Raw genomic sequence first — 23041 nt, forward strand, 5'->3', positions numbered from 1 at the left:
GGGCCCGGCTTGAGGCGGTACGACATACCGGGTATACATACTCGGTATGTCCATCCGTCACGGTCTGCTCGCCCTGCTCGACCAGGGCCCGCGCTACGGCTACCAGCTGCGCACCGAGTTCGAGGCGCGCACCGGCGCCACCTGGCCACTCAACGTCGGGCAGGTCTATACCACGCTGTCGCGCCTTGAGCGTGACGGGCTGGTCGAGCCCGCGGGGGAGGACGGCGAGGGCCACCAGTTCTACGCCGCCACCGACGCCGGCCGGGAGGAACTGCGGACCTGGTTCGACACCCCGGTGCCCCGGACCAACCCCCCGCGCGACGAACTGGCGATCAAGCTCGCCATGGCGGTGACCGTCCCCGGGGTGGACGTCTCCGCCGTCGTCCAGGGCCAGCGTCGGCACAGCATCAAGGCGCTCCAGGACTACACCCGGCTCAAGGGCCGCGCCCTGTCCGGCGAGGCGCGCCCCGGCACGGTGCCCTCGGACGGCCACGACCTGGCCTGGCTGCTCGTCCTCGACCAGCTGATCTTCCAGACCGAAGCGGAGATCCGCTGGCTCGACCACTGCGAGACCCGGCTCGCCCAGCAGGCCGAAGTCCTGCAGAACCGCACCGCCGAGGCCGCCCGCGACGGCGCCGCGCCCGCCAAGCGCGGCCGCCGCGTGCGCACCTGAGCCCCCGCAACACCCGAACCACCAGGCCCGGCCCCGAGCCCGGGCCCACACCCAGCACAAGGGGGGAATTCGTGTCCCACACCGAAGAGGCCCGGCAGGCGCCGGTGCTCCACCTGGAGAACGTCACCCGCGTCCACGGCCACGGCGCCGCCGAGGTCCAGGCCCTGCGCGGCGTCGACCTCAAGGTCCACCCCGGCGAGTTCGTCGCCGTCATGGGCCCCTCCGGCTCCGGCAAGTCGACCCTGCTCACCCTGGCCGGCGGCCTGGACACCCCGAGCGGCGGCCGGGTCCTGGTCGAGGGCGTCGCCCTCGGCGAGCTCAACCGCAAGAAGCTCGCCCAGGTCCGCCGCCGCTCCGTCGGCTACGTCTTCCAGGACTACAACCTGATCCCGGCGCTCACCGCCGCCGAGAACATCTCGCTGCCGCGCGAACTCGACGGGCTGTCCACCCGCGCCGCCCGCCGCGAGGCCCTCGCCGCCCTGGAGGAGCTCGGCATCCCCGAACTCGCCGACCGCTTCCCCGACGACATGTCCGGCGGCCAGCAGCAGCGCGTCGCCATCGCCCGCGCCCTGATCGGCGACCGCCGCCTCGTCCTCGCCGACGAACCCACCGGCGCCCTCGACTCCACCACCGGCGAGGCCGTCCTCGCCGTCCTGCGCGCCCGCTGCGACGCCGGCGCCGCCGCCATGATGGTCACCCACGAGGCCCGGCACGCCGCCTGGGCCGACCGGGTCGTCTTCCTGCGCGACGGCCGCATGGTCGACGAGTCCGTCAGCCAGGACGCCGCCAGCCTGCTCGTCAGCGCCGCCACCAACAGCCTGAAGGTGGACGAGTGAAGCTCAGCGCCTGGCGGGTGGCCCTGCGCATAGCCCGCCGCGACGCCCTGCGCGCCAAGGGCCGCAGCGCCCTCGTCATCGCCATGGTCGCCCTTCCCGTCCTCGGCGTCACCGGCGCCGACGTGGTCTTCCGCAGCGCCGAACCCACGCCCGCCGAACGCGCCGTCCGGGCCATGGGCCAGGCGGCCGGCGAGCTGTACATGACCGAACGCGGCTCCTCCGTCAAGCAGGCGCCCGACCCCGATAAGGGGTACACCGTCAAGGGCCCGAAGGACGACGAGGTCAAGGAGGGCGAAGCCCTCAAGTACACCCCCGCGCAGCAGCGCGCCCTCGACACCGCACCCGCCGAGCTGGCCCGCCGGCTGCTCCCGGCCGGAACCACCCTGGTGCCCGAGCTCCAGGGCCCGTACACCGCCGCGAGCAGCACCGAGGGCCTGCTCAACACCCGGGTCAGCGAGGCCGACCTGACCGACCCGGTCTGGCGGGGCCGGATCAACCTGGTCCAGGGCCGCGCACCCGCCGCCGACACCGAGGCCGCCGTCACCCGGGACTTCCTCAAGCGCTCCGGGCTCAAGATCGGGGACAGGACCGCCGTCCGCGGCCTGGAGGCCGTCCCCCTCACCATCACCGGCGTCTACGAGTACCCCGGCGAACTGCGTGCCACCGAGCTCACCGCCCGCCCCGGCACCGTGCTCAACCGGCTCCCCAAGTCGTCGGGCGACTCCAACAGCCCGATGGAGGGCGGCTCCGGCGGCCCGACGAAGGGCCCCGACGAGCCCACCCGCTGGCTGGTCAAGCTCCCGGCCGGGGCCTCGCTCGACTGGCAGAAGGTCAAGGAGTTCAACGAGTACGGCTTCGTGGTGACCTCGCGCGCCGTCCTGGCCGACCCGCCGGCCCGCGACGAGGTCCCGTACTTCGTCGAGCAGAAGCAGTACGGCGGCACCGACTACTTCAACCGGACCGATGTCGTCATCCTCGCCACCGTCGTCGGCATGGCCCTGCTGGAGATCGTCCTCCTCGCGGGCCCCGCCTTCGCCGTCGGCGCCCGGCGCTCCCGGCGACAGCTCGGACTGCTCGCCGCCGCCGGTGGTGAGCGCGCCAACGTCCGTGCGGTCGTCCTCGGCGGCGGCGTCGTCCTCGGCGTCACCGGCGCGCTGACCGGCCTGGGCCTCGGCGTCGGCCTGGTCGCCCTGCTGCGCACCCAGGCCGAGGAGTACGCCGGCCGGCGCTTCGCCCACTTCGCCGTCACGCCGCTCGACCTGCTCGGCATCCTCCTGGTCGGCCTCGCCACCGGCCTGTTGGCCGCGGTCGTGCCCGCCGTCCAGGCCTCCCGCCAGGACGTCGTCGCCGCGCTCACCGGTCGTGACACGCTCAAGCCGCCGAGCCGCAAGCTCGCCGCCCTGGGCCTGCTGATGCTCGGCGGCGGCGCGGCCCTCGCCCTGTACGGCGCCACCAGCGGTGTCGGCAACAGCAGCTTCGCCGTCCTCGGCGGCTCGGCCGTCGCCGAACTCGGCATGGTCGCCCTCGTGCCGTACCTGGTCGGCCTCTTCGGCCGGCTCGGCCGCTGGCTCCCGCTCGGTCCCCGCCTCGCCCTGCGCGACTCGGTGCGCCACCGCGCCCGCACCGCGCCCGCCGTGGCCGCCGTGATGGCCGCCGTCGCCGGCTCCGTCGCGGTCAGCGTCTACATGGCCAGCTTCGAAGAGCAGTACCGGCGCGACTACGTCGCCTCCGGGCCCTCCGGTGCCGTCATCCTCGGCAACGGCTGGCTGGCCGGCGCCGAGATCAAGCTGCTGCCCCAGATGCGCGAGGCCGTCGAACGCAGCGTCCCCGACCTCGGTCCGCGCGCCGATGTCCAGCTTGTCCAGCCCAAGGTCAACTGCTCCGAGGGCAGCTACTGCGGCTACATCAGCGTCGAGCTGCCCAAGGAGGACCGCTGCCCCGTCCGCGTCCTGGAGAACGATCTCACCCCGGAGGAGAGCGACCGGGTCCTGCGCACCGACAAGCGCTGCCAGGTCGACCACCGCTACAGCAGCACCTACAGCCCGCTGACCGCCGGCGACGCCAACCTGCTGCGCAACCTCTACGGCGTCACCGACCAGGGTGCCGGCCAGGCCCTCGCGGCCGGCAAGGCCGTGGTCTTCGACGCCCGCTACCTCAAGGACGGCAAGGTCACGCTCCAGTACAGCGCCCCGGTCGCCGCCGAGGGGGCCGTCACCGCCCGGAGCAAGCCCGTCCAGAACGAGATCGTCGTGGACGCCGTCGTCGCCGAGCCCTCGCTGGCCTCCCCGGCCCAGGCCGTGATCAGCCCGGCCACCGCCGCCCGGCTCGGCTTCTTCACCGCCCCGGCCGGCTCGGTCTGGCTGCCCGGCGCGATGCCCTCCGACGGCGCCCAGCAGAAGGCCGACGGCGCGCTGTCCAAGATCAGCGACCGCGACCTGCTCAAGATCGAACGCGGCTACGAGTCCGAGGCCAGCCTGGTCCGCCTCGGCCTGAACGTCTTCGCCGCCATCGTCGCCCTCGGCGCGGCCGGCATCGCCACCGGACTGGCCGCCGCCGACTCCCAGCGCGACCTGACCACCCTCGCGGCGGTCGGTGCCGAGCCCCGCATCCGGCGCTCGCTGTCCGGCTTCCAGTGCGGGGTGATCGCCGCCATGGGCGCCCTGCTCGGCGCGGTCTGCGGCGTGGTGCCGGGGGTGGCGCTGCGCAAGGTCGAGGCCGCGGCGAACAGTTACCCCGGCATGAGCGCCGAGGAACTCGCCAACAAGGCGAGCCTGGTCTTCCCGTGGCCCACCATCGCCGCCACCGTGCTGCTGCTGCCGGTGCTCGCGGCCGCCCTCGCGGCGCTGATGACCCGCTCGCGGATCACCCTGCTGCGCCGCTCGGGCTGAGCCCGGTGCACCCGTCCGTCACCCCCGTCGCGCGTCACCGCCGCGACGGGGGTGACGGAGGTTACAGCCCCCGGAGCGCCCGGCAGCCGGACGGCCGGGGCGGGCACCCGCACGGGCGAACTACAGTCGTCGGTATGACGAGAACCCCGGACAGCGTCGTCCGCTCCTACATCGATCAGCACCAGGCCGCCTTCCTCGCGGACCTCTCCGAGTGGCTGGCCATCCCCTCGGTGTCCGCCGACCCGGCCCGGTCCGGCGACGTGCGGCGCTCGGCCGAGTGGCTGGTCGCCAAGCTGCGCGAGACCGGCTTCCCGGTGGCCGAGGTGTGGGAGACCGACGGACTGCCGGCGGTGTTCGCCGAGTGGCCCTCCGGGGATCCGTCCGCGCCGACCGTCCTGGTCTACGGGCACCACGACGTGCAGCCCGCGGCCCGGGAGGACGGCTGGGAGACCGAGCCGTTCACCCCGACCGTGGTCGACGGCCGGCTGTACGCGCGCGGCGCCGCCGACGACAAGGGCCAGGTGTTCTTCCACACCCTGGGCGTGCGCGCCCACCTGGCCGCCACCGGCCGCACCGCGCCGGCCGTCAACCTCAAGCTGCTGATCGAGGGCGAGGAGGAGTCCGGCTCGCCGAACTTCGCCGACCTGGTCCGGCGCGAGGCCGGGCGGCTGGCCGCCGACGTGGTCGTCATCTCGGACACCGGCATGTGGTCCGCGACCACGCCGACCGTCTGCACCGGCATGCGCGGCCTGGCCGACGCCCAGGTCGACCTGTACGGGCCGGACACCGACATCCACTCCGGCTCCTTCGGCGGCGCCGTCCCCAACCCGGCCCAGGTCGCGGCGGAGATGGCCGCCGCCCTGCACGACACCGACCGCAGGGTCGCGATCCCCGGCTTCTACGACGGCGTCATCGAGCTCACCGAGCGCGAGCGCGAGCTGTTCGCCGAGCTGCCCTTCGACGAGGAGCAGTGGTTGACGGTCGCCAAGTCGTACGGCACCCGCGGCGAGGCCGGCTACTCCACCCTGGAGCGGATCTGGGCCCGCCCGACCGCCGAGGTCAACGGCATCTGGGGCGGCTACACCGGCCCCGGCGGCAAGACCATCGTCCCCGCCTCGGCCCACCTCAAGCTGTCCTTCCGGCTGGTCGCCGGGCAGGAGGTGGAGAAGGTCCGCGAGGCAGTGCGGGCCTGGGTGGCCGAGCAGGTGCCCGAGGGCATCCGGTACGAGCTGGTCTTCCCGGGCGCGACCCGCCCCTGCCTGACCCCGCTGGACCACCCCGCGCTCCAGTCCACCGTCCGCGCGATGGGGCGGGCCTTCGAGCAGAAGATCCTCTTCACCCGCGAGGGCGGCTCCGGCCCCGCCGCCGACCTCCAGGACGTGCTGGGCGCGCCGGTGCTGTTCCTCGGCATCTCGGTGCCCTCGGACGGCTGGCACTCGGTCAACGAGAAGGTCGAGCTGGACCTGCTGGCCAAGGGCGTGGAGACCGCCGCGTACCTCTGGGGCGACCTGGCCGAGAACTTCCGGCCGGGGGCATGACCCCCGCTGCGTGCACCATGGCAGCCAGATCACTCATCCGGATGATTCACCACGTGGGGATGGAACAGACGTGAGCACCGTGCCTGAGACCGAGCGCCCGCTGCACCTGGCACTGGCCCGGTCCGGGGTGGACCGGGCGGCCGAGCACCGTTTCGACGAGCCCTGGCTGGCGGCCGCCTGGAGCCACCCGAGCACCCGGGTCCTGCCGATCGCCGGCGGCGAGGCGTTCGTGGTCGACACCGCGCAGGGCACCGAGCTCGTGTTGCTGCCCTCCTTCGAGGCGCCGCAGACCGGCGACCGGTACTTCCTCGGCACCGACCAGGACGGCGTCTCGTACTTCGCGCTGGCCGGCGAGAGCCTGCCCGGGCGCCTGGACGGCGACGCCCGCCCGGCCGGGCTGCGCGAGGTCGGCGGGCTGCTGTCCGACCGGGACGCCGGGCTGCTGGTGCACGCTGTGGCGCTGGAGCACTGGCACCGGCTGCACAGCTTCTGCTCGCGCTGCGGGCACCCGACGGAGAAGGCCGGCGCCGGGCACGTGCGGCGCTGCACGTCCTGCGCGGCCGAGCACTACCCGCGCACCGACCCGGCGGTGATCATGGTGATCACCGACGAGCAGGACCGCTGCCTGCTCGGCCGGCAGGCGCTGTGGCCGGAGGGCCGCTGGTCGACGCTGGCCGGCTTCGTCGAACCGGGGGAGTCGATCGAGCAGGCGGTGGCCCGCGAGGTGCAGGAGGAGGCGGGCGTCCGGGTCGGCGAGGTGCGCTACGTCGCCAGCCAGCCCTGGCCGTTCCCGTCCAGCCTGATGCTCGGCTTCACGGGCCGGGCGCTGCCCGGCGGCACCGAGATCACCGTGGACGGCGAGGAACTGGCCGAGGCGCGCTGGTTCTCCCGCGAGGAGCTGCGGGCCGGGATGGAGGCGGGGGAGATCCTGCCGCCGTCCGGCATCTCGATCGCCCGGCACCTGGTCGAGCTCTGGTACGGGGAGCCGCTGCCCTCGGCGGCGCGCTGGTAGTCCCGCAGGAAAGGGGCCGGCCGGAAAGGGGCCCGTACGAAGGGGGCCCGCACGAAGGGGGCCCGCACCAAGAGGGTCCGTACGAAGAGGGTTCCGTACGAAAGGGGGCGCGCGGGCAATTCCACGCGCCCCCCTTTTTCGTTCCAACCCCTTCCCGAATTCGCCACGACCAGCTGTTCGTATCCGGACGGGCCAGTTCTGCTACTGGGAGGAGCCGGCACGGGCCCGCGGTCACCCCGCTCGGACGATATTGCCGGAAACGGCTGAAACCGGCTCACCGCGCTCGCTACATTCACGAGGGTGACAATCCCCCGGGGCACTGCCCAATCCCCCAAATACCAGCGCCTCGCCGCCGACCTGCGCCGCCGGATCGCCGAGGGCGAGTTCACCGCCGACGCCGCCCTGCCGGTCGAGAGCGAACTGGAGCGCCAGTACGGCGTCGCCCGCAACACCGTCCGGCTCGCCGTCGACGTCCTGGTCAACGAGGGCCGCCTGGTCCGCCTCCAGGGCAAGGGCACGTACCTGCGCGAACACCCCGTCCTGGACCACCGCGCCTACGGACCCTGCCCGCCCGACGCACCGCGCGACTGCCTCGCCGCACCCTCCGCCGTCTACCTCGGCGAGGCGGACGAAGCCGGGCGGGAACTCGGCACCGACTTCGAGATGATGATCGTCCGGGCCCGGGTGGACATCGCCGAACGGCTCGGACTGCGCCCCGGCGAGGCCATCGTGGTCCGCCGCCAGCTGCGGCTGCTCGACCGCGAGCCGTACTCGATCGAGGAGAGCCACTACCGGGCCGGCCTCGCCGCCGGCACCCCGCTCATGGAACCCGACCCCGTCGAGGGCGGCGACGAGGCGGTGCTCGCCACCCTCGGGCGCACCGAGATCGGCGCCGTCGACCACCTGGTCGCCCGGATGCCCGGCCCCGAGGAGGCCCAGTGGTTCCAGGGCGGCCCCGGCGTGCCGCTGATGGTGCAGACCCGCGTCACCTACGACCGGCGCGGGCCCGTGCGGGTCATCGAGACCCGCTACTCGGCCGACCGCAGCCGGCTCGTCTACGGCGTCGGCGACCTCGGCGCGCGCACCACCCTGCCCGCCCCCGCCACGCCCGTCGACCCGGCCCGGGCCGACGCGCCGTGACGCGCGCCGGCCCGGCGGCTCGGGCCGGGCGGACTCAGGCCGCCAGGGCCTTCTTGACCTGCAGCAGGCTCGGGTTGGTCATCACGACCTGCTCGCCGCCGCCGGCCGGCGTCACCAGCACCGTCGGGACGGTCTGGTTGCCGTTGTTCACCGACTCGACGAAGGACGCCGACGCCGGGTCCTCCTCGATGTTGATCTCGGTGTAGCCGATGCCTTCACGCTCCAGCTGGCTCTTGAGTCGGTTGCAGTACCCACACCAGGTCGTGCTGTACATCGTCACGGTGCCGGACATCGAGGGGGCTCCTTGGGAAGAGAGGTGCGTACGGTCTCCGGCAGGAACGTCCACCGGGCGGCGGGCATTCCGGCACGCCGTCGACCGTCATGCGGAGCGATCATCCTGCGATCACACCGGGCCTGTGGACAACTCCGTCCGGGTTGTCCCACCGGGCTGAGAAGATGGAACGCATGCAGGAAGACCTCTTGAGCGGCAGCCCGTACGACGGCCCCCACGGCTCCCCCTGGGCCGACCCCGGCGCCGCCACGGGCCCGGACGCCGTGCTCGCCGGGCTCGACCCCGAGCAGCGCGCCGTCGCCACCGCCCTGCACGGCCCCGTCTGCGTGCTCGCCGGCGCCGGCACCGGCAAGACCCGCGCCATCACCCACCGGATCGCCTACGGCGTGCGCAGCGGCGTCTACCACCCCCAGCAGGTCCTCGCCGTCACCTTCACCGCCCGCGCGGCCGGCGAGATGCGCGGCCGGCTGCGCCAGCTCGGCGCCGACGGCGTCCAGGCCCGCACCTTCCACGCCGCCGCGCTGCGCCAGCTCCAGTACTTCTGGCCGCGCGCCGTCGGCGGCCCCGTCCCCCAGCTCCTGGAACGCAAGGTCCAGCTGGTCGCCGAGGCGGCCGGCCGCTGCGGCCTGCGCGTCCAGCGCACCGAACTGCGCGACCTCACCGCCGAGATCGAATGGGCCAAGGTCACCCAGACCGCCCCCGAGGACTACCCCGCGGCCGTCGCCAAGTCCGGCCGGGAGGCCCCCCGCGACCCGGCCGAGACCGCCCAGGTCTACCGCGTCTACGAGGAGACCAAGAGCCGCCGCGGCAACATCGACTTCGAGGACGTCCTGCTGCTCACCGCCGCGATCCTGGAGGACCGCCCGGACATCGCCGACCAGGTCCGCTCCCAGTACCGGCACTTCACCGTCGACGAGTACCAGGACGTCTCCCCGCTCCAGCAGCGCCTGCTCGACCAGTGGACCGGCCCCGAAGGCGGCGCCAGCCTCTGCGTCGTCGGCGACGCCAGCCAGACCATCTACTCCTTCACCGGCGCCACCCCCGACTACCTGCTGAACTTCCGCGGCCGGCACCCCGCGGCGACGGTGGTCAAGCTCGTCCGCGACTACCGCTCCACCCCCCAGGTCGTCCACCTCGCCAACGGACTGCTCGCCCAGGCCCGCGGCGAGGCCGCCCGGCACCGCCTGGAGCTCGTCTCCCAGCGCGAGGCCGGCCCCGAGCCGGTCTACACCGAGTACGAGGACGAGCCCACCGAGGCCGAGACCACCGCCCGCCGGATCAAGGAGCTGCTCGCCGCCGGGGTGCGCGCCAGCGAGATCGCGGTGCTGTTCCGCACCAACGGCCAGTCCGAGGTCTACGAGCAGGCCCTCGCCGACCTCGGCGTCCCGTACCAGCTCAAGGGCGCGGAGCGGTTCTTCGAGCGCCCCGAGGTCAGGGACGCCGGCGTGCTGCTGCGCGGCGCCGCCCGGGCCGCCTCCGACCCGCTCACCGACGGCGCCCCCGACCTGGCCGGCCAGGTCCGCGCGGTGCTGGCCGCCCGCGGCTTCACCGCCGAGCCCCCGGCCGGCTCCGGCGCCGTCCGGGACCGCTGGGAGTCACTGGCCGCCCTGGTCCGGCTGGCCGAGGAGTTCGAGCGCACCCGCACCGCGGCCGGTGAGGGAACCGACCTCGCCGCCTACGTCGCCGAACTGGACGCCCGCGCCGCCGCCCAGCACGCCCCGGCCGTCGAGGGCGTCACGCTGGCCTCGCTGCACGCCGCCAAGGGCCTCGAATGGGACGCCGTCTTCCTGGTCGGCCTCACCGAGGGCACCCTGCCGATCATCTACGCCAAGACCGACGAGCAGGTCGAGGAGGAGCGCCGCCTCCTCTACGTCGGCGTCACCCGGGCCCGCAAGCACCTCACCCTCTCCTGGTCGCTCTCCCGCTCCCCGGGCGGCCGGGCCGGCCGCAAGCCCAGCCGCTTCCTGGACGGGCTGCGCCCCGGCTCCGCCGCCCCGGGCACGCGCTCCGGCGCGCGCGGCGGGCGAGGGGGCTTCGAGCCCGGCGAGCGCTCCGCCGCGCGGCGGGTCCGCGGACCGGTCAAGTGCCGGGTCTGCGACAAGGTGCTCACCGAGGCCGTCGAGCGCAAGCTGCGCCGCTGCGAGAGCTGCCCGTCCACGATGGACGAGGGGCTGTACGAGCGGCTGCGCGAGTGGCGGGCCCGGCAGGCGAAGAAGCAGGGCGCGCCGGCCTACGTGGTGTTCACCGACGCCACGCTGATGGCGATCGCCGAGGACGTGCCCGCCGGCCGCCGGGAGCTGGCCGCCATCTCCGGGGTCGGCGCCATGAAGCTGGACAAGTACGGGGACGCCGTGCTCTCGTTGTGTGCGGGGGAGGAGCCCGAGGAGGGTCCGGACGGCGTCGAGGACGGTGGTCCGGCCGATCCGGCCTGAGCCGGTCCAGGCGCGGTCACGGGGGCTGTCCGGGTGGCTTCGGAACCCGTTGTGTGACGTGCCGAAGAACTCGCGTGAAAAATAGTTTGCGCCGCGTGCCGGGAGCGCAATAGCCTGCCGGAGCGGTCAAGGGGACGCGGTCGCACGGGGTGAAACCTGTGCCGATTCCCCTCGCCCGAGAGCTTCACCCAGAGCTTCACCGAGACAGACATCCGAACATTCGGAGCCAGGGAGACCAGGCTCCGCGAGACGCCGAGAGGAGGCGAAGACAGTGGGAAACATCATGATCACCAAAATGACTGGCCAGACCGTTGTCGCTGCCTCCCTGCGTGCCGCCCGCCTGCGGGCGCTCGCCGAGCTCGGTGGAACCGGTCTGGGTCTCGACACCACCGGTGTCTCCGTCGTCCCCGCTGTCAGTGGTCTTGGACACACTGATCTGTGCTTCACGGGCAGCAGGAGCGTCGACGGCACCTTTGTCGAGACCGGTCTGTCCCGTGACTGGGCGTCGTTCGGCACGTCGTGCTCCGTGCACGACGAGCGACCGATCCAGGCACCGAAGGCGGCTGTAGCCGCCGCCATGCATGGCGGCTATGCGCAGGTCATCGGTGCCGGAAACACCCAGAAGCAGAACGAGCAGCAGATTAACCAGGCCAAGGCCGCCTTCGCAGGCGCCAAGGCCGTCCGGATGTGGGCCTTCCGCGGCCCTGAACCCTGGAGAGAACGAACCTGAGCCAACCTCAGGTCGGCACCTCCAGGGCCGCGGAACCCGTCACCACCGGGATCCGCGGCCCTTCTGTTTTGTCCGGTACGCAAGACCACCCAGGCCCTCCGGGGCCTCCGGCCCAGCACCACCAGTCCCCTGGGCCGGAACCACTGAGAAAAGACGAGGAAGACGCCCACAGTGTCCACGGTCATCACACCGCCCACCCCGTCCGTACCGCCGACAAGCCAGATCACCAAGGCCGACCAGGCCGACCCCCCGGAGGTTCCTTCCATGCAGCTCAGCTCGATCGAGCAGGCCGAGTCCCTCGGTCTCCCCATCCCCTGCCGCGCCTTCGACCCCGAGGTCTTCTTCGCCGAGACGCCGGCCGACGTCGAGTACGCGAAGTCCCTCTGCGGCACCTGCCCGGTGAAGGACGCCTGCCTGGCCGGCGCCCTGGAGCGGCGTGAGCCGTGGGGCGTCTGGGGTGGCGAGCTGTTCGTCCAGGGCGTCGTGGTGGCCCGCAAGCGTCCCCGTGGCCGTCCGCGCAAGACCGAGGTCATGGCGTGAACCCCGCCGTCGAAGCCAGGGCCATCCGCCGGGGAGAGCAGCCCCCGCTGGACAGCGCCCTCCGCCGATCCGTGCGGATCGCCGCCGCCAAGGCCGATGCCGCAGCCCGCATCCCGTTCCCGAGCAAGCACCACGAGCAGGACCACGACATGAACCCCGCCGCCGTCGACCCCACCGCCCGCGCCGAGCAGGCCACCGAACTCCAGACCCAGAACAGGATCCTCGAGATGCAACTCCTCCACGAATCCCTGGCCCGTGCCCATATGCAAGACAGGCTGCACGAGGCCGAGAACCAACGGCTCGTCAGCCGGGTCATCCGGGCCCGCAAGCTCAGGCAGCGTGCCGAGCGGGCCTCGATGCGGGCCCGCAAGGCGCTCGCCGTCGCGCTGATGTAGGGCCTGCCGGCCCGCAGGCCCGTCGTCGACAGGCCCTCGCCGGCTCCGCTCCCACCCCCGTCGTGCCGCAGGCCGCTCCCCGTCGTCGGGGAGCGGCCTGCGGCCGTTGTCGCGGTGCCGGCGTCAGTCCTTGCGGACCCGGGCGGGCTCGGCGAGCTCGGGGGCCGGACCGGCCTGACGGGCCGGCAGCGCGGGCTCGGCGGGCTTCGCCGACGGGCCGTCGGCGAACTCGGGCAGCCACTCCAGCATCTCCGTGCGGAACGGCGCCTTGGCCCCCAGCTGGCAGAGCACCCCGATGGTGCTCAGCGTCACCCGGTGGATCAGCAGGTACGCCGGCGGCAGGTTCAGCTGCTTGCCCAGGTTGTAGGCGGGCGAGCGCGGATCGGCGATCCGGGCCGCCTGGGCGCGCATCCAGGGCCGGGTGAAGTGGAAGTCCTCCACCGCGGCCGGCTCGATGATCGGCAGCAGGTAGTCCAGCACCGCGTCCGGATCCAGCCGGATCGAGGGCTTCACGAAGCCCTCCTCGCGCAGCATCCGGAGCACGCCCGTGGCGTCCCCGGCCAGCGCCATCCGCAGCGAGGCCCCGATCGGCGCGGGAAGCCCGCCGGGCAGCCGGTCCACGGTGCCGAAGTCCAGCACGCCCAGCCGCCAGCCCGACACCGGGCCGTCGTCCTTCAGCAGCCGGAAGTTGCCCGGGTGCGGGTCCGCGTGCAGCAGGCCGGTCCGTGACGGGCCGGCGAACAGGAACCGGGCCAGCAGCTGCCCGGCGCGGTCGCGCTCCTCCTGGGTGCCGTCCGTGATCACCTGGGCCAGCGGGGTGCCGTCCATCCACTCGGTGACCAGCACCTGGTCGGCCTGCGCCACGACGCCCGGCACCACGATGTCCGGGTCGCCCGTGAACTCCTCGGCGTGCCGGCGCTGGGCCTGTGCCTCCAGCTCGTAGTCCAGCTCCTCCGAGACGCGCTCGCGCAGCTCGGTGATCAGCGGCTTGATGTCCAGCCCGGGGATCAGCGGGCCCAGCAGCCAGGCCACCCGGCTCAGCTGCGAGAGGTCCGAGAGCAGCGCGTCGCCCGCGCCCGGGTACTGCACCTTGACGGCGACCGTGCGGCCGTCGTGCCAGACCGCCTTGTGCACCTGGCCGATCGAGGCGGCGGCCGCGGGCCGGTCGTCGAACTCCCGGAACAGCTCGCGCCAGTCGTCGCCGAGCCGCTGGGCGAGCGCGGTGTGCACCTTGGCGGCGGGCATCGGGGGAGCGGCGTCCTGGAGCTTGGTGAGCGCCGCCCGGTACGGCCCGGCAATCTCCTCGGGCAGCGCGGCCTCGAAGACGGACAGCACCTGCCCGAACTTCATCGCCCCGCCCTTGAGTTCACCGAGGACCTTGAACAGCTGGTCGGCGGTGGCCTGTTGGAGCTCGGCGGTGACCACCTCGGCGGAACGGCCGCCGATCCGCTTGCCCAGGCCGAGCGTGGCGCGGCCGGCTATCCCCAGCGGCAGGGCAGCGAGCCGTGCCGTGCGGGTCATCGCCTTGCGCGGAAGATCGCTCACCCCGGGCCTCCATTCCCTGGCCGTCCGGTTCCGGACGGCCGACCATCTCTACGCCATTGTGCCCGTTCCCCGACCCGGGTCGGCCGCTATTTCCGGGGCCCCCTCCCCCCCACCCACCCTCGCCACCCACCACCCGCCCGCCACCCGCCACCCGCCCACCGCACCCGCCGCCTCGTACCCGGAACGGTGGCTCCCCGTCCTCTGGCGGCCCGTGCCCTGCCCAGGGCAGGGCACGGGCCGCCAGAGGCCTCGTACCCGCCCGTGGGGCGTCGACCCCCGTCAGGGGTCCGTCGGGACCGCGGGCTCACCTGGCCATCGGCTCGTATGGCCGGGTGGATGCCCGTGGTGCCGTGGGGAGGCCGAGAGGCTGCCGAGCCGTGCAGCCGCCGGGCCTGCTCCCGTCAGACTCGTTCTTCTCCTCCTCTCCCTCTCCCTCTTCCGTCCCTCACGCCGGCGGCAGCGGCTGCCAGAGGCAGCCGCAGTCCGGGTGCCCGCGCAGTCGCAGGCGCCGTGGCATGCCGTCCCCGGCCGAGACCTCGCACCAGCCGTCCACGCTCGGCGGCCGGCCGCCGTCCAGGAACACCTGGACGTGCAGCGCCGCCAGTCCGGCGACCGCCGTCGCCAGGGCCGTGTCGCAGGCCGGCGTACGGGCCCGTCCGGGACCTCCGCCGGCCAGTTGGGCCAGGACCCGCGGCCAGGCGGCGTCCTCGTCCTCCCGACGCAGCACCAGGCAGTGCCCGCAGGCCGACATCCCGGGGATCACCAGCGGTCCGATGACGCCGAACTCCTCGACCACGCCCACGTAGAGGTGCGGCACCCCGGCCCGCAACAGCAGCCGGGCCTCGTACGTCCCGCCCGCGAAGGCGGCGCTGCCGTCCCGGGGCGCGAGGACCACGAAGTCCGGTGGCGGATCCCCGGGCCGACGCCGGGGTGCGGGCGCCGGTGGCCGGCCCGCGGCGCGCTGCACCGCCTCCCGGGCCGCCGTCGAGCGCAGCCGCCCGACGTCCCCGGGCGGCAGCCCGGCGGGGGAGCAGTCGCCGGGCTTCACCCGGCCGCCGTCCGCGACCGTGACCGTGCCGGTGCCGCCGGCGGCGAGCACCGCCGCCACGGCGGCACCGACCCGGCCCGCACCGCGCACCTCGATCCGTGCGTCGGCCCGGCGGCCCAGGACCGCCGGTGCGGCGCCCGGGCCGGAGTGGACCAGGGAGAGCGAGGCGAGGTCGGGTTCGAGCAGTTCCCGCTGCTGCCCGGGAAAGCGGGCCAGCGCCCGGTCGCCGGCCTCTGCGTCGTCCAGCAGGCCGGTCTCCTCCAGACCGGTGAGCAGGGTGTCGGCCGGTTCGCGGCCGAGCCCGATGCGTTCGCCCTCGTTCAGGAGCTCCGGTCGGTCGCGCGTCCCGTCGAGCAGCGCGAGGAAGTCGCAGAGGGTCTTGTCGGCGTTGCCGAGCACCCCGGCGAAACGGGTGACGGTGCCGAACTGCAGGGTCTCCGAGTCCCGCCAGCTGCGGGACAGGGCGGGCTTGAGGGCGAGGCGCACGACGATCTCCCTTCCGATCGTTTCCGGACGGCTGACCGCAGCATGCCCCATCGTGGCGACGGCGTGCAGGGAGTTATCCACAGGCCCGTGCGCATGATCACACCATCCGTTCGCGCACCCTGTGGATAACTGGCCATCCTCCCCGGCGTCGCTTTCCGGACACCCGCCGTCGACTTTTCGTTCCCGATCACTCCATGAAAGATTCCGGCCAGGGCAGCGGACTTCTGTCGGTGGTGCGGGGTAACGTCGTGTGCCATGGCAGCCGAGCGGGACTCCCATCCACCGGCGTCGCGTCGGCGTGCCCGTGCGGCGTCCGGGTCGCAGGTTGCGGCGCCGAACACGCGCGGGCGCCCGGACCAGCGGCAGCAGGCCCCACCGCAGCCGCCGCGCACCGGTGCCGTGCCCCCCGAGGCGCACGACCGCAGCCGGGTCGAGGTGCGCCGCAGCGCCCGCCGCAGCCGTACCGTCTCCGCCTACCGCGAGGGCGACCGCACCGTCGTGCTGATCCCGGCCCGGATGTCGCACGCCGAGGAGCAGCGCTGGGTCGCGCAGATGCTGGAGAAGCTCGCCGCCCAGGAGTCCCGGCGGATCCCGGGGGACGAGGCCCTGATGACCCGGGCCCGCGAGCTGTCGGCCGCCTACCTGGGCGATCGCGCCCGGCCCAGTCAGGTCCGCTGGGTCACCAACCAGAATTCCCGCTGGGGCTCCTGCACCCCCAGCGAGGGGACGATCCGCCTTTCCCATCGGCTCCAGGGCATGCCGGAGTACGTGCTGGACTACGTGCTGCTGCACGAGCTGGCGCACCTGCTGGTGCCGGACCACGGCCCGGCGTTCTGGGCCCTGCTGGAGGCCTACCCGCGGACCGAGCGGGCCCGCGGGTACCTGGAGGGCGTGGTCTCCGCCGCCCGGCTGCCGCACATCCCCGGCGCGCGGCACGCCGACCCGGGCCCGACCGGGCCGGACCCGGCCGCCTCCTGCAGCTGAGGCCGCGGCGGTGCGATCCCGTGGCCGGACGGTACGGGCAGGGCCGGACGGTGCGGGCCGGTTCGACCGCAGGAACGACGGAAGGGGGCGCGGGCCGACAGGCTCCGCGCCCCCTTCCGGTGTCACACCTCAGCCGGTCAGCTGCCGCGCCCGGGCCACCAGGTCGCGCACCGAGTGGTCGGTGAGCTCCGGGAGCCGGTCGTAGTCGAACCAGCGCAGGTCCAGCGACTCCTCGCTGATCAGCGCCTGCGCGCCGGCCGGGGCCAGCGCGATGTACTGGACGTCCAGGTGGGTGTTCTCCGGCCGGTCCTTGCCGGCGCAGCGGACCAGGTGCCGGTCCAGCTTGGCCGGCACCGGGGCACCGCCGCTCTCCAGCAGCACCAGGTCGGGGATGCCGGACTCCTCCACCGCCTCGCGCAGGGCGGCCGAGGCGAGGTCGCGGTCGCCGGGCTCGCAGTGCCCGCCCATCTGCAGCCACATGCCGACCTTGGGGTGCAGGGTGAGCAGCACCCGCCCGGCCGCCGGGTCGACGACCGCCGCGCTCGCGGTGATGTGCGCGGGCAGGCAGGAGCGGTACAGGCCGTCGGGCTGTGCGGCGAGGTGCTCCAGGTAGTCGAGCCGCAGCTGCTCCTGGTCCTGGTCGGCGGACCGCCACCCGGTCAGCGTGCGGACGGCGTCCGCGTGCAGGGTGGCGGCGGGCGTCTCGGTGTCCGTCATGCGGTGGGCTCGCCCTTCCCGTCGGTGCCGTCCTCGTCGGTCTTCGGCTGCTCGTCCCTCTTGGTGAGGTCGGGCTTGCCGGCCGCGGCCTCGCCGAGCAGCTTGTCGAGCGCGTCGAAGTCGATGCCGCCCTCCAGGTCGTCGGCGGAGCCCCGGTGCACGAAGGCGTCCGGGTCGTCCAGGTCGGCGGCGGTGGGCAGCATGTCGGGGTGCTCCCAGAGCGCGTCGCGGCCCTCGATGCCGCGGGCGTCGGCGAGCAGCGCCCAGAGCCGGGAGGCGTCGCGCAGCCGGCGCGGGCGCAGCTCCAGACCGACCAGGGTGGCGAAGGTCTGCTCGGCGGGCCCGCCGGCCGCACGGCGGCGGCGGACGGTCTCGCGCAGTGCGCCGGCCTGCGGCAGGTGCGGCTCGGCGGCGGCGTGCACGACGGCGTCGACCCAGCCCTCGACCAGGGCGAGCGCGGTCTCCAGGCGGGCGAGCGCGGCCTTCTGCTCGGGGGTGTCCTCGGGCTGGAGCAGGCCTCCGGCCAGCGCTTCCTGGAGGGCCTCCGGGTTGCTCGGGTCGAGCTGGCCGACCAGCTCCTCCATCCGGGAGGTGTCGACCTTGATGCCGCGCGCGTAGGCCTCGACGGCGCCCAGCAGGTGGGCCCGCAGCCACGGCACGTGGGCGAAGAGCCGCTGGTGGGCGGCCTCGCGCAGGGCGAGGTAGAGGCGGACCTCGTCGGCGGGCACGTTCAGGCCCTCGCCGAACTCGGCGACGTTCTGCGGCAGCAACGCGGCCTTGCCGGCCGGGGCGAGCGGCAGGCCGACGTCGGCGGAGCCGACCACCTCAGCGGCGAGCGCGCCGAGCGCCTGGCCGATCTGGGTGCCGAACATGGCGCCGCCCATCGAGCGCATCACGCCCATCAGCGGGCCGGCCATGGCCTGCATCTCCTCGGGCAGGACGCCGCCCATGGCGTTGCCGACCCGCTCGGCGACCGGGTCCACCAGGTCCTTCCAGACCGGGAGGGTGGCCTCGATCCACTCGGCGCGGCTCCAGGCGACGGCGGTGCCGGCGCCGGAGGGGAACTCGGTGGAGCCGTCGAGCCACAGGTCGGCCAGGCGGACGGCCTCGGCGACGGCGGAGCGCTCGGCGGCGCTGACCGAGCGGTCCTTGCTCTTGCCCTCGGCGGGCTCGGCGACCACCGTCTGGCGGGCGATGTTCGTGGCGAGGTCCCAGTTCACCGGGCCGCCCTCGAACGAGAGCATCTGGCCGAGCTGCTGGAAGGCGGCGCCGAGGTCTCCCGGGTTCATGCCGCCGAACATCGCGGCGAAGGGGTTGTCGGCGCCGGCGCCGCCCGGGGCGCCGGGCATGCCGAAGATCGCACCGAAGGGGTTGCCGCCCCCGAAGCCGAACGGCTGCGGGCCGCTGCCGGACTCCTGGTCCTTCTTCTTCTGGGCGTCGTCGGGCTTGGCCTTGCCGTCCTCGGGCTCCTCGGGCGGAACGCCGAATCCGAAGGGAAGGTCGCTCACGGGGTCCTCGATCCGGTCGGCCGTCATGCGGGTGTGGCGGGAAAGTCTGTGCCCGGAGCGACGGCGGAGTGGGGGACTCGGGGGCGGCTCCCACGCGGCAGGCCCGCGCCGGGTGCACCGCCGGGCCTTCGCCTCGGGCAGGATGGACGTACGTGACACACGTCCGTACGCACATAAAGCTAACCGTGGAGGATGGCCGGTGAGTTCCCCGCCTTCGGACGTTCGCTCTGGGCTGACCGGAGGAGAGGACGCGTCGGACACCACGGCGTCGCCGCCTCCAGCCTACGGCGGGCGGCCGCTGACCGTGGCGGTCACCGGTGCCGCGGGCGTGCTGGGCGAGCGGGTCGCCGCCCGGCTGGTGGCCTCCCCGCACGTGCGGAAGGTCCTCGCGGTGGACGACCGGCGCGGTGAGGTGCCGGGCGTGCACTGGCGGGTGCTCGACGTGCGGGACCCGGCGGTGGCCGAGCGGTTGGCCGGGGTCGACGTGGTGGTGCACCTGGCGATGGACTTCGGCATGGAGTCCGACGCCCGGGCCCGCAGCGCCTACAACGTGCGCGGCGCCCAGACGGTGCTGACCGCGGCCGCGGCCGCCGGGGTTCACCGGGTGGTGCTGTGCACCTCGGCGATGGTCTACGGCGCGCTGGCCGACAACGAGGTGCCGCTGGCGGAGGACTCCGAGCTGCGGGCCACCGAGGAGGCCTCGCTGGTCGGGGACCTGCTGGAGATCGAGCGGCTGGCCCGCCGGGCGCCGCGCGCCCACCCGGGCCTCCAGGTGACGGTGCTGCGCCCGGCCGTGGTGGTGGGCCCCGGCGTGGACACCGTGCTGACCCGGCACTTCGAGGCGCCCCGGCTGCTGGTGGTGGCCGGGTCCCGGCCGTGCTGGCAGTTCTGCCACGTGGACGACCTGGCGTCGGCGCTGGAGTACGCGGCGCTGGGCCTGGTCGAGGGCGAGGTGACGGTCGGCTGCGACGGCTGGCTGGAGCAGGAGGACGTCGAGCGGCTGTCCGGGATCCGGCGGATGGAGCTGCCGGCCTCGCTGGCGCTCGGCACGGCGGCGCGGCTGCACCGGCTGGGCCTGACCCCGGCCCCGGCCGGGGACCTGGCGTACACGATGTACCCGTGGGTGGTGTCCGGCAGCCGGCTGCACGAGGCGGGCTGGCGCCCGGCGCACACCAACGAGCGGGTGCTGGCCGAACTGCTGGACCAGGTGTCCGGCAAGCACGCGGTGGCCGGGCGCCGACTGGGCGGCAAGGAGGCGGCGACCAGCCTGGGGGCGGCCGGGGCGACGGTGGCGCTGGTCGGTACGGCGGCGCTGGTGCGCCGGGCCCGCAAGCGGCGGCGGTTCTGATCGGCCGGGGGAGCCGGTCGACGGGCAGCACTTCTCACGATGCGAAATTTCCTCGCCGTGATGCGGAAAGTACTTGCCCCGCACCGTCCCGGATGGGGAATCATGGGGTCATGTCCGAGATCCACGACCCCATCCGCCTGCTCGCCATCCGCGACACCCCGCTCTCGCTGGACGAGGTGTACGAGGCGGTCGGCGACGACGCGGCCGGCGGCACCACCGTCTTCGTCGGGACGGTCCGGGACCACGACGGCGGCAAGTCGGTCGCCGCGCTGGAGTACAGCTGCCACCCCACCGCCGAGCAGGAGATGCGCCGGATCGCCGAGAAGGTGGTCGCGGACTTCCCGGTCCGGGCGCTCGCCGCGGTCCACCGGGTGGGCCGGCTGGAGATCACCGACAAGGCCGTGATCGTCGCCGTCTCCTGCGCCCACCGCGGTGAGGCCTTCGCCGCCGCCCGCCGGCTGATCGACGACCTCAAGCACGAGGTGCCGATCTGGAAGCACCAGGTCTTCTCCGACGGCGAGGAGGAGTGGGTCGGCGCCGGCGGCTGCTGAGGCCGCTCCCGGTGCGACGGAACCGATATGCACACCTCGTGCGTCCGTCGGGTCAGGCGCGCCGCGGCTTCACTCCAACGGGTGCGCAGCGGCACTCCGAATACTCCCTGGAAGTGAGCCGATCGGCCGTGCCGTAACCCGGACGGCGCCGGCCGCGTTGTCCGCCGGAGTGGTTAATCTGCTCATAGACACGACGAGCTGGGAGTACTGGTATGGGTGCGCTCGCCTGGTTGATCATCCCGGGTGTCGCCGGCGTGGCCGCCGGCCTCTGGGCGCTGTGGGCCCAGCGGGAGCCGCGGGCCGCCGGGGACCCGGCCTCACTCGCCGAACACCGGCGCTTCATGGCCGCCATGGAGCGCACCACCGCCGGCGCCGCCGCCCCGGGTGAGCGCCCCGGCAGGTAGCCCGGCGGGCGCCGGTTCCGGCGCGTCCCGTACTGTCGAGGCATGCCACGCCGCTCCGCGACGATGCTCGCTGCCACCCTGCTGCTCATAGCGCTGCTCTGCGTCTCGGTGCTGATGAAGGTGCCGTACACGGAGATGAGCCCGGGGCCGACGTACAACACGCTCGGCAGCCAGGGCGGCAAGCCGGTGATCAGCATCAGCGGGCACGAGTCGTACCCGACGACCGGGCACCTCAACATGACCACCGTCCAGGTCACCGGGGCCAAGTACGAGCCCAGCCTGGTCAACGCGGTGGTCGGCTGGCTGCGGGACGACGTGCTGGTGGTGCCGCACGACAACGTCTACCCGAAGGGGCAGTCGGACGCGGACGCCAAGAAGCAGAACGCCGAGGAGTTCGCCTCCTCCGAGGACAGCGCCCGCACCGCGGCGCTCAAGCAGCTGGGCATCCCGGTCGGCAGCGAGCTGATCGTGAAGTCGGTCACCGCGGGCGCCCCGGCCGAGGGCCGGCTGCACGCGGGCGACCAGATCGTGGCCGTGGACGGCGCGCCGGTCGGCTCGGTCGACCAGGTGGTCGCGGCCGTCACCAAGCACAAGCCGGGCGAGCCGGTGGTCTTCACCGTCGTGCCGCGGGTCAAGGACGCGGGCGGCGGCGCCGCGCCGGGCGGGAAGACCGACGTCACCGTGCCGACCGTACGGGCCAAGGACCTCGACCCGAAGGCCCCGGCCGAGCGGGCGGAGCTCGCGGTGGTGGGCATCGGCACCGGGATCCGGCACACCTACCCGTTCCAGATCGACATCGGCCTGCAGGACGTCGGCGGCCCCAGCGCCGGCCTGATGTTCTCGCTCGGCATCATCGACAAGCTGACCCCGGGTGGCGACCTCACCGGCGGCAGGTTCGTGGCCGGCACCGGGACCATCGACGACGACGGCAAGGTCGGCCCGATCGGCGGCATCTCGATGAAGCTGATCGCCGCCCGGGACGCCGGGGCCGAGTACTTCTTCACCCCGTCCTCGAACTGCGCCGAGGCGAGCAAGGACATCCCGTCCGGGCTGACCCTGATCAAGACGGACACGCTGGACGGCGCGCTGAAGTCGCTGGAGCAGCTGCGCTCCGGGCAGACCTCCGCGCTGCCGTCCTGCGCCGCCAAGTAGCCACCGGGCAGCCGCCGAGCAACGCCGGGCGGCCACCGGGGAAGGCGTCAGGCGAAGGTCGCCAGCAGCGCGTCGGTCAGGCCCGGCACCAGGTCGGGGCCGGTCAGCACCTCGCGGGCGACGTCCTTGGAACGCAGCCGCAGGGCGATCTCCTTCTTGCCGTCGCGGAGCACCGCGGCGGTGATCCGCACCTCCTCGCGCTTGGGGTGGTTGGCCACCCACTCGGCGAGCTGGGCGTCGGTGGCACCCCGCGGGCGGGACTGCTCGGCGCCCGGGGGCAGCATCAGGCGCTCGACGACCAGGGCGCAGCCGGCCACGGCGTCGGGCCAGGCGATGGTGCCGAGGAACTTGTCGAGTTCCATGCCGGCCGGCAGCTCGTCCTGCTCGATCGGGGTCAGGCCGGCCTCGTCGCCCTCGGTGAGGCCGAGCTGCTTGGCGATCTTCGGGTTGGCCTTGCGCAGGGCGGCGCTGTCCACCAGGGCGAACAGCCGGGCCGGGAGGTCCCAGCCGAGGGTGGCGGCGTACTCGTCGATCTCCAGCGCGGCCCGGGTCAGCGGGGTGGCGGCCGGGAGCTTGGAGACGTCGTCGGGGGAGTTGTTCAGATCAGACGCGTCGGACATGCCTCAATCCTCACACGCCGGGCGGCCCGCGCCCGCCGGACGGTCCGTGCTCGCCGGGAGAGCCCGCCGGAAGAGCTGCCGGGAGAGCCGCCGAAGGGACGGAGGAGCCGTGGCGGGGACGGCCGGAAGCGGGCGGGGGTCGTAACCGTCTGCTAACGGTGGGAACTCGGCCAAAGCCTGGTTAAGTTGCTCTGACGACCGA

21 protein-coding genes are annotated in these 23041 nt (G+C 73.8%); 15 read left to right on the top strand and 6 right to left on the bottom strand.

Features of this window, described 5'->3' with window-relative positions; genetic code table 11:
• Nucleotides 1-46: 46 nt before the first annotated feature.
• The 6 genes from AB0O11_RS06470 to AB0O11_RS06495 all read left to right on the top strand — a co-directional run bounded on the left by AB0O11_RS06470 (nucleotide 47) and on the right by AB0O11_RS06495 (nucleotide 8087).
• Nucleotides 47-673: a PadR family transcriptional regulator gene (locus AB0O11_RS06470; RefSeq protein ID WP_363382421.1), complete on the top strand. Its 627-nt coding sequence runs from the start codon at nucleotides 47-49 to the stop codon at nucleotides 671-673.
• Between the two features lie 71 nt (nucleotides 674-744).
• A complete protein-coding gene (locus tag AB0O11_RS06475; RefSeq protein ID WP_363382424.1) occupies nucleotides 745-1509 on the top strand; it encodes an ABC transporter ATP-binding protein in 765 nt (254 codons plus the stop codon).
• Entirely contained in the window at nucleotides 1506-4397 is a 2892-nt protein-coding gene (locus tag AB0O11_RS06480; RefSeq protein ID WP_363382426.1) for an FtsX-like permease family protein, read from the top strand. Before AB0O11_RS06475 ends, AB0O11_RS06480 begins: the two co-directional genes overlap by 4 nt.
• Before the next feature lie 134 nt (nucleotides 4398-4531).
• The gene (locus AB0O11_RS06485; protein ID WP_363382429.1) at nucleotides 4532-5935 is read left to right on the top strand and encodes a dipeptidase; all 1404 of its coding nucleotides are present in this window, start codon (nucleotides 4532-4534) and stop codon (nucleotides 5933-5935) included.
• Between the two features lie 70 nt (nucleotides 5936-6005).
• Nucleotides 6006-6947, top strand: coding sequence for an NAD(+) diphosphatase (gene nudC, locus AB0O11_RS06490; protein WP_363382431.1), 942 nt, complete (start codon nucleotides 6006-6008; stop codon nucleotides 6945-6947).
• A gap of 300 nt (nucleotides 6948-7247) precedes the next feature.
• Complete coding sequence (locus AB0O11_RS06495; RefSeq protein ID WP_363382434.1) at nucleotides 7248-8087, top strand: GntR family transcriptional regulator; 840 nt, start codon at nucleotides 7248-7250, stop codon at nucleotides 8085-8087.
• Nucleotides 8088-8121: 34 nt separating this feature from the next.
• On the opposite strand, the gene AB0O11_RS06500 is transcribed toward AB0O11_RS06495, so the two are convergent.
• Entirely contained in the window at nucleotides 8122-8379 is a 258-nt protein-coding gene (locus tag AB0O11_RS06500; protein ID WP_224285395.1) for a mycoredoxin, read from the bottom strand.
• Between the two features lie 263 nt (nucleotides 8380-8642).
• Between AB0O11_RS06500 and AB0O11_RS06505 the strand changes: the two genes are divergently transcribed.
• From AB0O11_RS06505 to AB0O11_RS06520, 4 genes are all read left to right on the top strand, one after another.
• Nucleotides 8643-10811: a UvrD-helicase domain-containing protein gene (locus tag AB0O11_RS06505; protein ID WP_363382967.1), complete on the top strand. Its 2169-nt coding sequence runs from the start codon at nucleotides 8643-8645 to the stop codon at nucleotides 10809-10811.
• 283 nt (nucleotides 10812-11094) lie between these two features.
• Nucleotides 11095-11541 (top strand): hypothetical protein, encoded by a 447-nt coding sequence (locus AB0O11_RS06510; protein WP_363382437.1) that lies wholly within the window; start codon nucleotides 11095-11097, stop codon nucleotides 11539-11541.
• A gap of 222 nt (nucleotides 11542-11763) precedes the next feature.
• Entirely contained in the window at nucleotides 11764-12081 is a 318-nt protein-coding gene (locus AB0O11_RS06515) for a WhiB family transcriptional regulator (RefSeq protein WP_308020301.1), read from the top strand.
• Nucleotides 12078-12476, top strand: a complete 399-nt coding sequence (locus AB0O11_RS06520) for a hypothetical protein (protein WP_363382440.1) — start codon at nucleotides 12078-12080, stop codon at nucleotides 12474-12476. Before AB0O11_RS06515 ends, AB0O11_RS06520 begins: the two co-directional genes overlap by 4 nt.
• Before the next feature lie 123 nt (nucleotides 12477-12599).
• Here AB0O11_RS06520 and AB0O11_RS06525 read toward each other — a convergent pair whose 3' ends face one another.
• Nucleotides 12600-14021, bottom strand: coding sequence for an AarF/ABC1/UbiB kinase family protein (locus tag AB0O11_RS06525; protein WP_363382443.1), 1422 nt, complete (start codon nucleotides 14019-14021; stop codon nucleotides 12600-12602).
• A gap of 445 nt (nucleotides 14022-14466) precedes the next feature.
• Nucleotides 14467-15555, bottom strand: a complete 1089-nt coding sequence (locus tag AB0O11_RS06530) for a ThiF family adenylyltransferase (RefSeq protein WP_363382446.1) — start codon at nucleotides 15553-15555, stop codon at nucleotides 14467-14469.
• Nucleotides 15556-15954: 399 nt separating this feature from the next.
• Between AB0O11_RS06530 and AB0O11_RS06535 the strand changes: the two genes are divergently transcribed.
• Complete coding sequence (locus tag AB0O11_RS06535; RefSeq protein WP_363382449.1) at nucleotides 15955-16539, top strand: YgjP-like metallopeptidase domain-containing protein; 585 nt, start codon at nucleotides 15955-15957, stop codon at nucleotides 16537-16539.
• Nucleotides 16540-16668: 129 nt separating this feature from the next.
• On the opposite strand, the gene AB0O11_RS06540 is transcribed toward AB0O11_RS06535, so the two are convergent.
• Together AB0O11_RS06540 and AB0O11_RS06545 are read right to left on the bottom strand one after the other, a co-directional pair.
• Nucleotides 16669-17256 carry an NUDIX hydrolase gene (locus AB0O11_RS06540; protein WP_363382452.1) on the bottom strand — a complete coding sequence of 196 codons (588 nt, stop codon included), beginning with the start codon at nucleotides 17254-17256 and terminating at the stop codon, nucleotides 16669-16671.
• Complete coding sequence (locus tag AB0O11_RS06545; RefSeq protein WP_363382455.1) at nucleotides 17253-18764, bottom strand: zinc-dependent metalloprotease; 1512 nt, start codon at nucleotides 18762-18764, stop codon at nucleotides 17253-17255. Before AB0O11_RS06545 ends, AB0O11_RS06540 begins: the two co-directional genes overlap by 4 nt.
• Nucleotides 18765-18963: 199 nt before the next feature.
• Here AB0O11_RS06545 and AB0O11_RS06550 point away from each other — a divergent pair, with 199 nt between their 5' ends.
• The 4 genes from AB0O11_RS06550 (at nucleotide 18964) to AB0O11_RS06565 (ending at nucleotide 22219) form a co-directional block, all read left to right on the top strand.
• Nucleotides 18964-20112: an NAD-dependent epimerase/dehydratase family protein gene (locus AB0O11_RS06550; protein WP_363382458.1), complete on the top strand. Its 1149-nt coding sequence runs from the start codon at nucleotides 18964-18966 to the stop codon at nucleotides 20110-20112.
• Nucleotides 20113-20222: 110 nt separating this feature from the next.
• Complete coding sequence (locus AB0O11_RS06555; protein WP_224282463.1) at nucleotides 20223-20663, top strand: molybdenum cofactor biosynthesis protein MoaE; 441 nt, start codon at nucleotides 20223-20225, stop codon at nucleotides 20661-20663.
• A gap of 212 nt (nucleotides 20664-20875) precedes the next feature.
• Nucleotides 20876-21067 carry a hypothetical protein gene (locus tag AB0O11_RS06560; protein ID WP_363382461.1) on the top strand — a complete coding sequence of 64 codons (192 nt, stop codon included), beginning with the start codon at nucleotides 20876-20878 and terminating at the stop codon, nucleotides 21065-21067.
• Nucleotides 21068-21109: 42 nt separating this feature from the next.
• Nucleotides 21110-22219, top strand: a complete 1110-nt coding sequence (locus AB0O11_RS06565) for a PDZ domain-containing protein (protein ID WP_363382464.1) — start codon at nucleotides 21110-21112, stop codon at nucleotides 22217-22219.
• A 47-nt stretch (nucleotides 22220-22266) separates the two neighbouring features.
• On the opposite strand, the gene AB0O11_RS06570 is transcribed toward AB0O11_RS06565, so the two are convergent.
• Nucleotides 22267-22839: a PPA1309 family protein gene (locus AB0O11_RS06570; protein WP_363382467.1), complete on the bottom strand. Its 573-nt coding sequence runs from the start codon at nucleotides 22837-22839 to the stop codon at nucleotides 22267-22269.
• Between the last annotated feature and the right edge of the window lie 202 nt (nucleotides 22840-23041).

Source organism: Kitasatospora sp. NPDC093102 (assembly GCF_040683915.1).
Lineage (GTDB): Bacteria > Actinomycetota > Actinomycetes > Streptomycetales > Streptomycetaceae > Kitasatospora.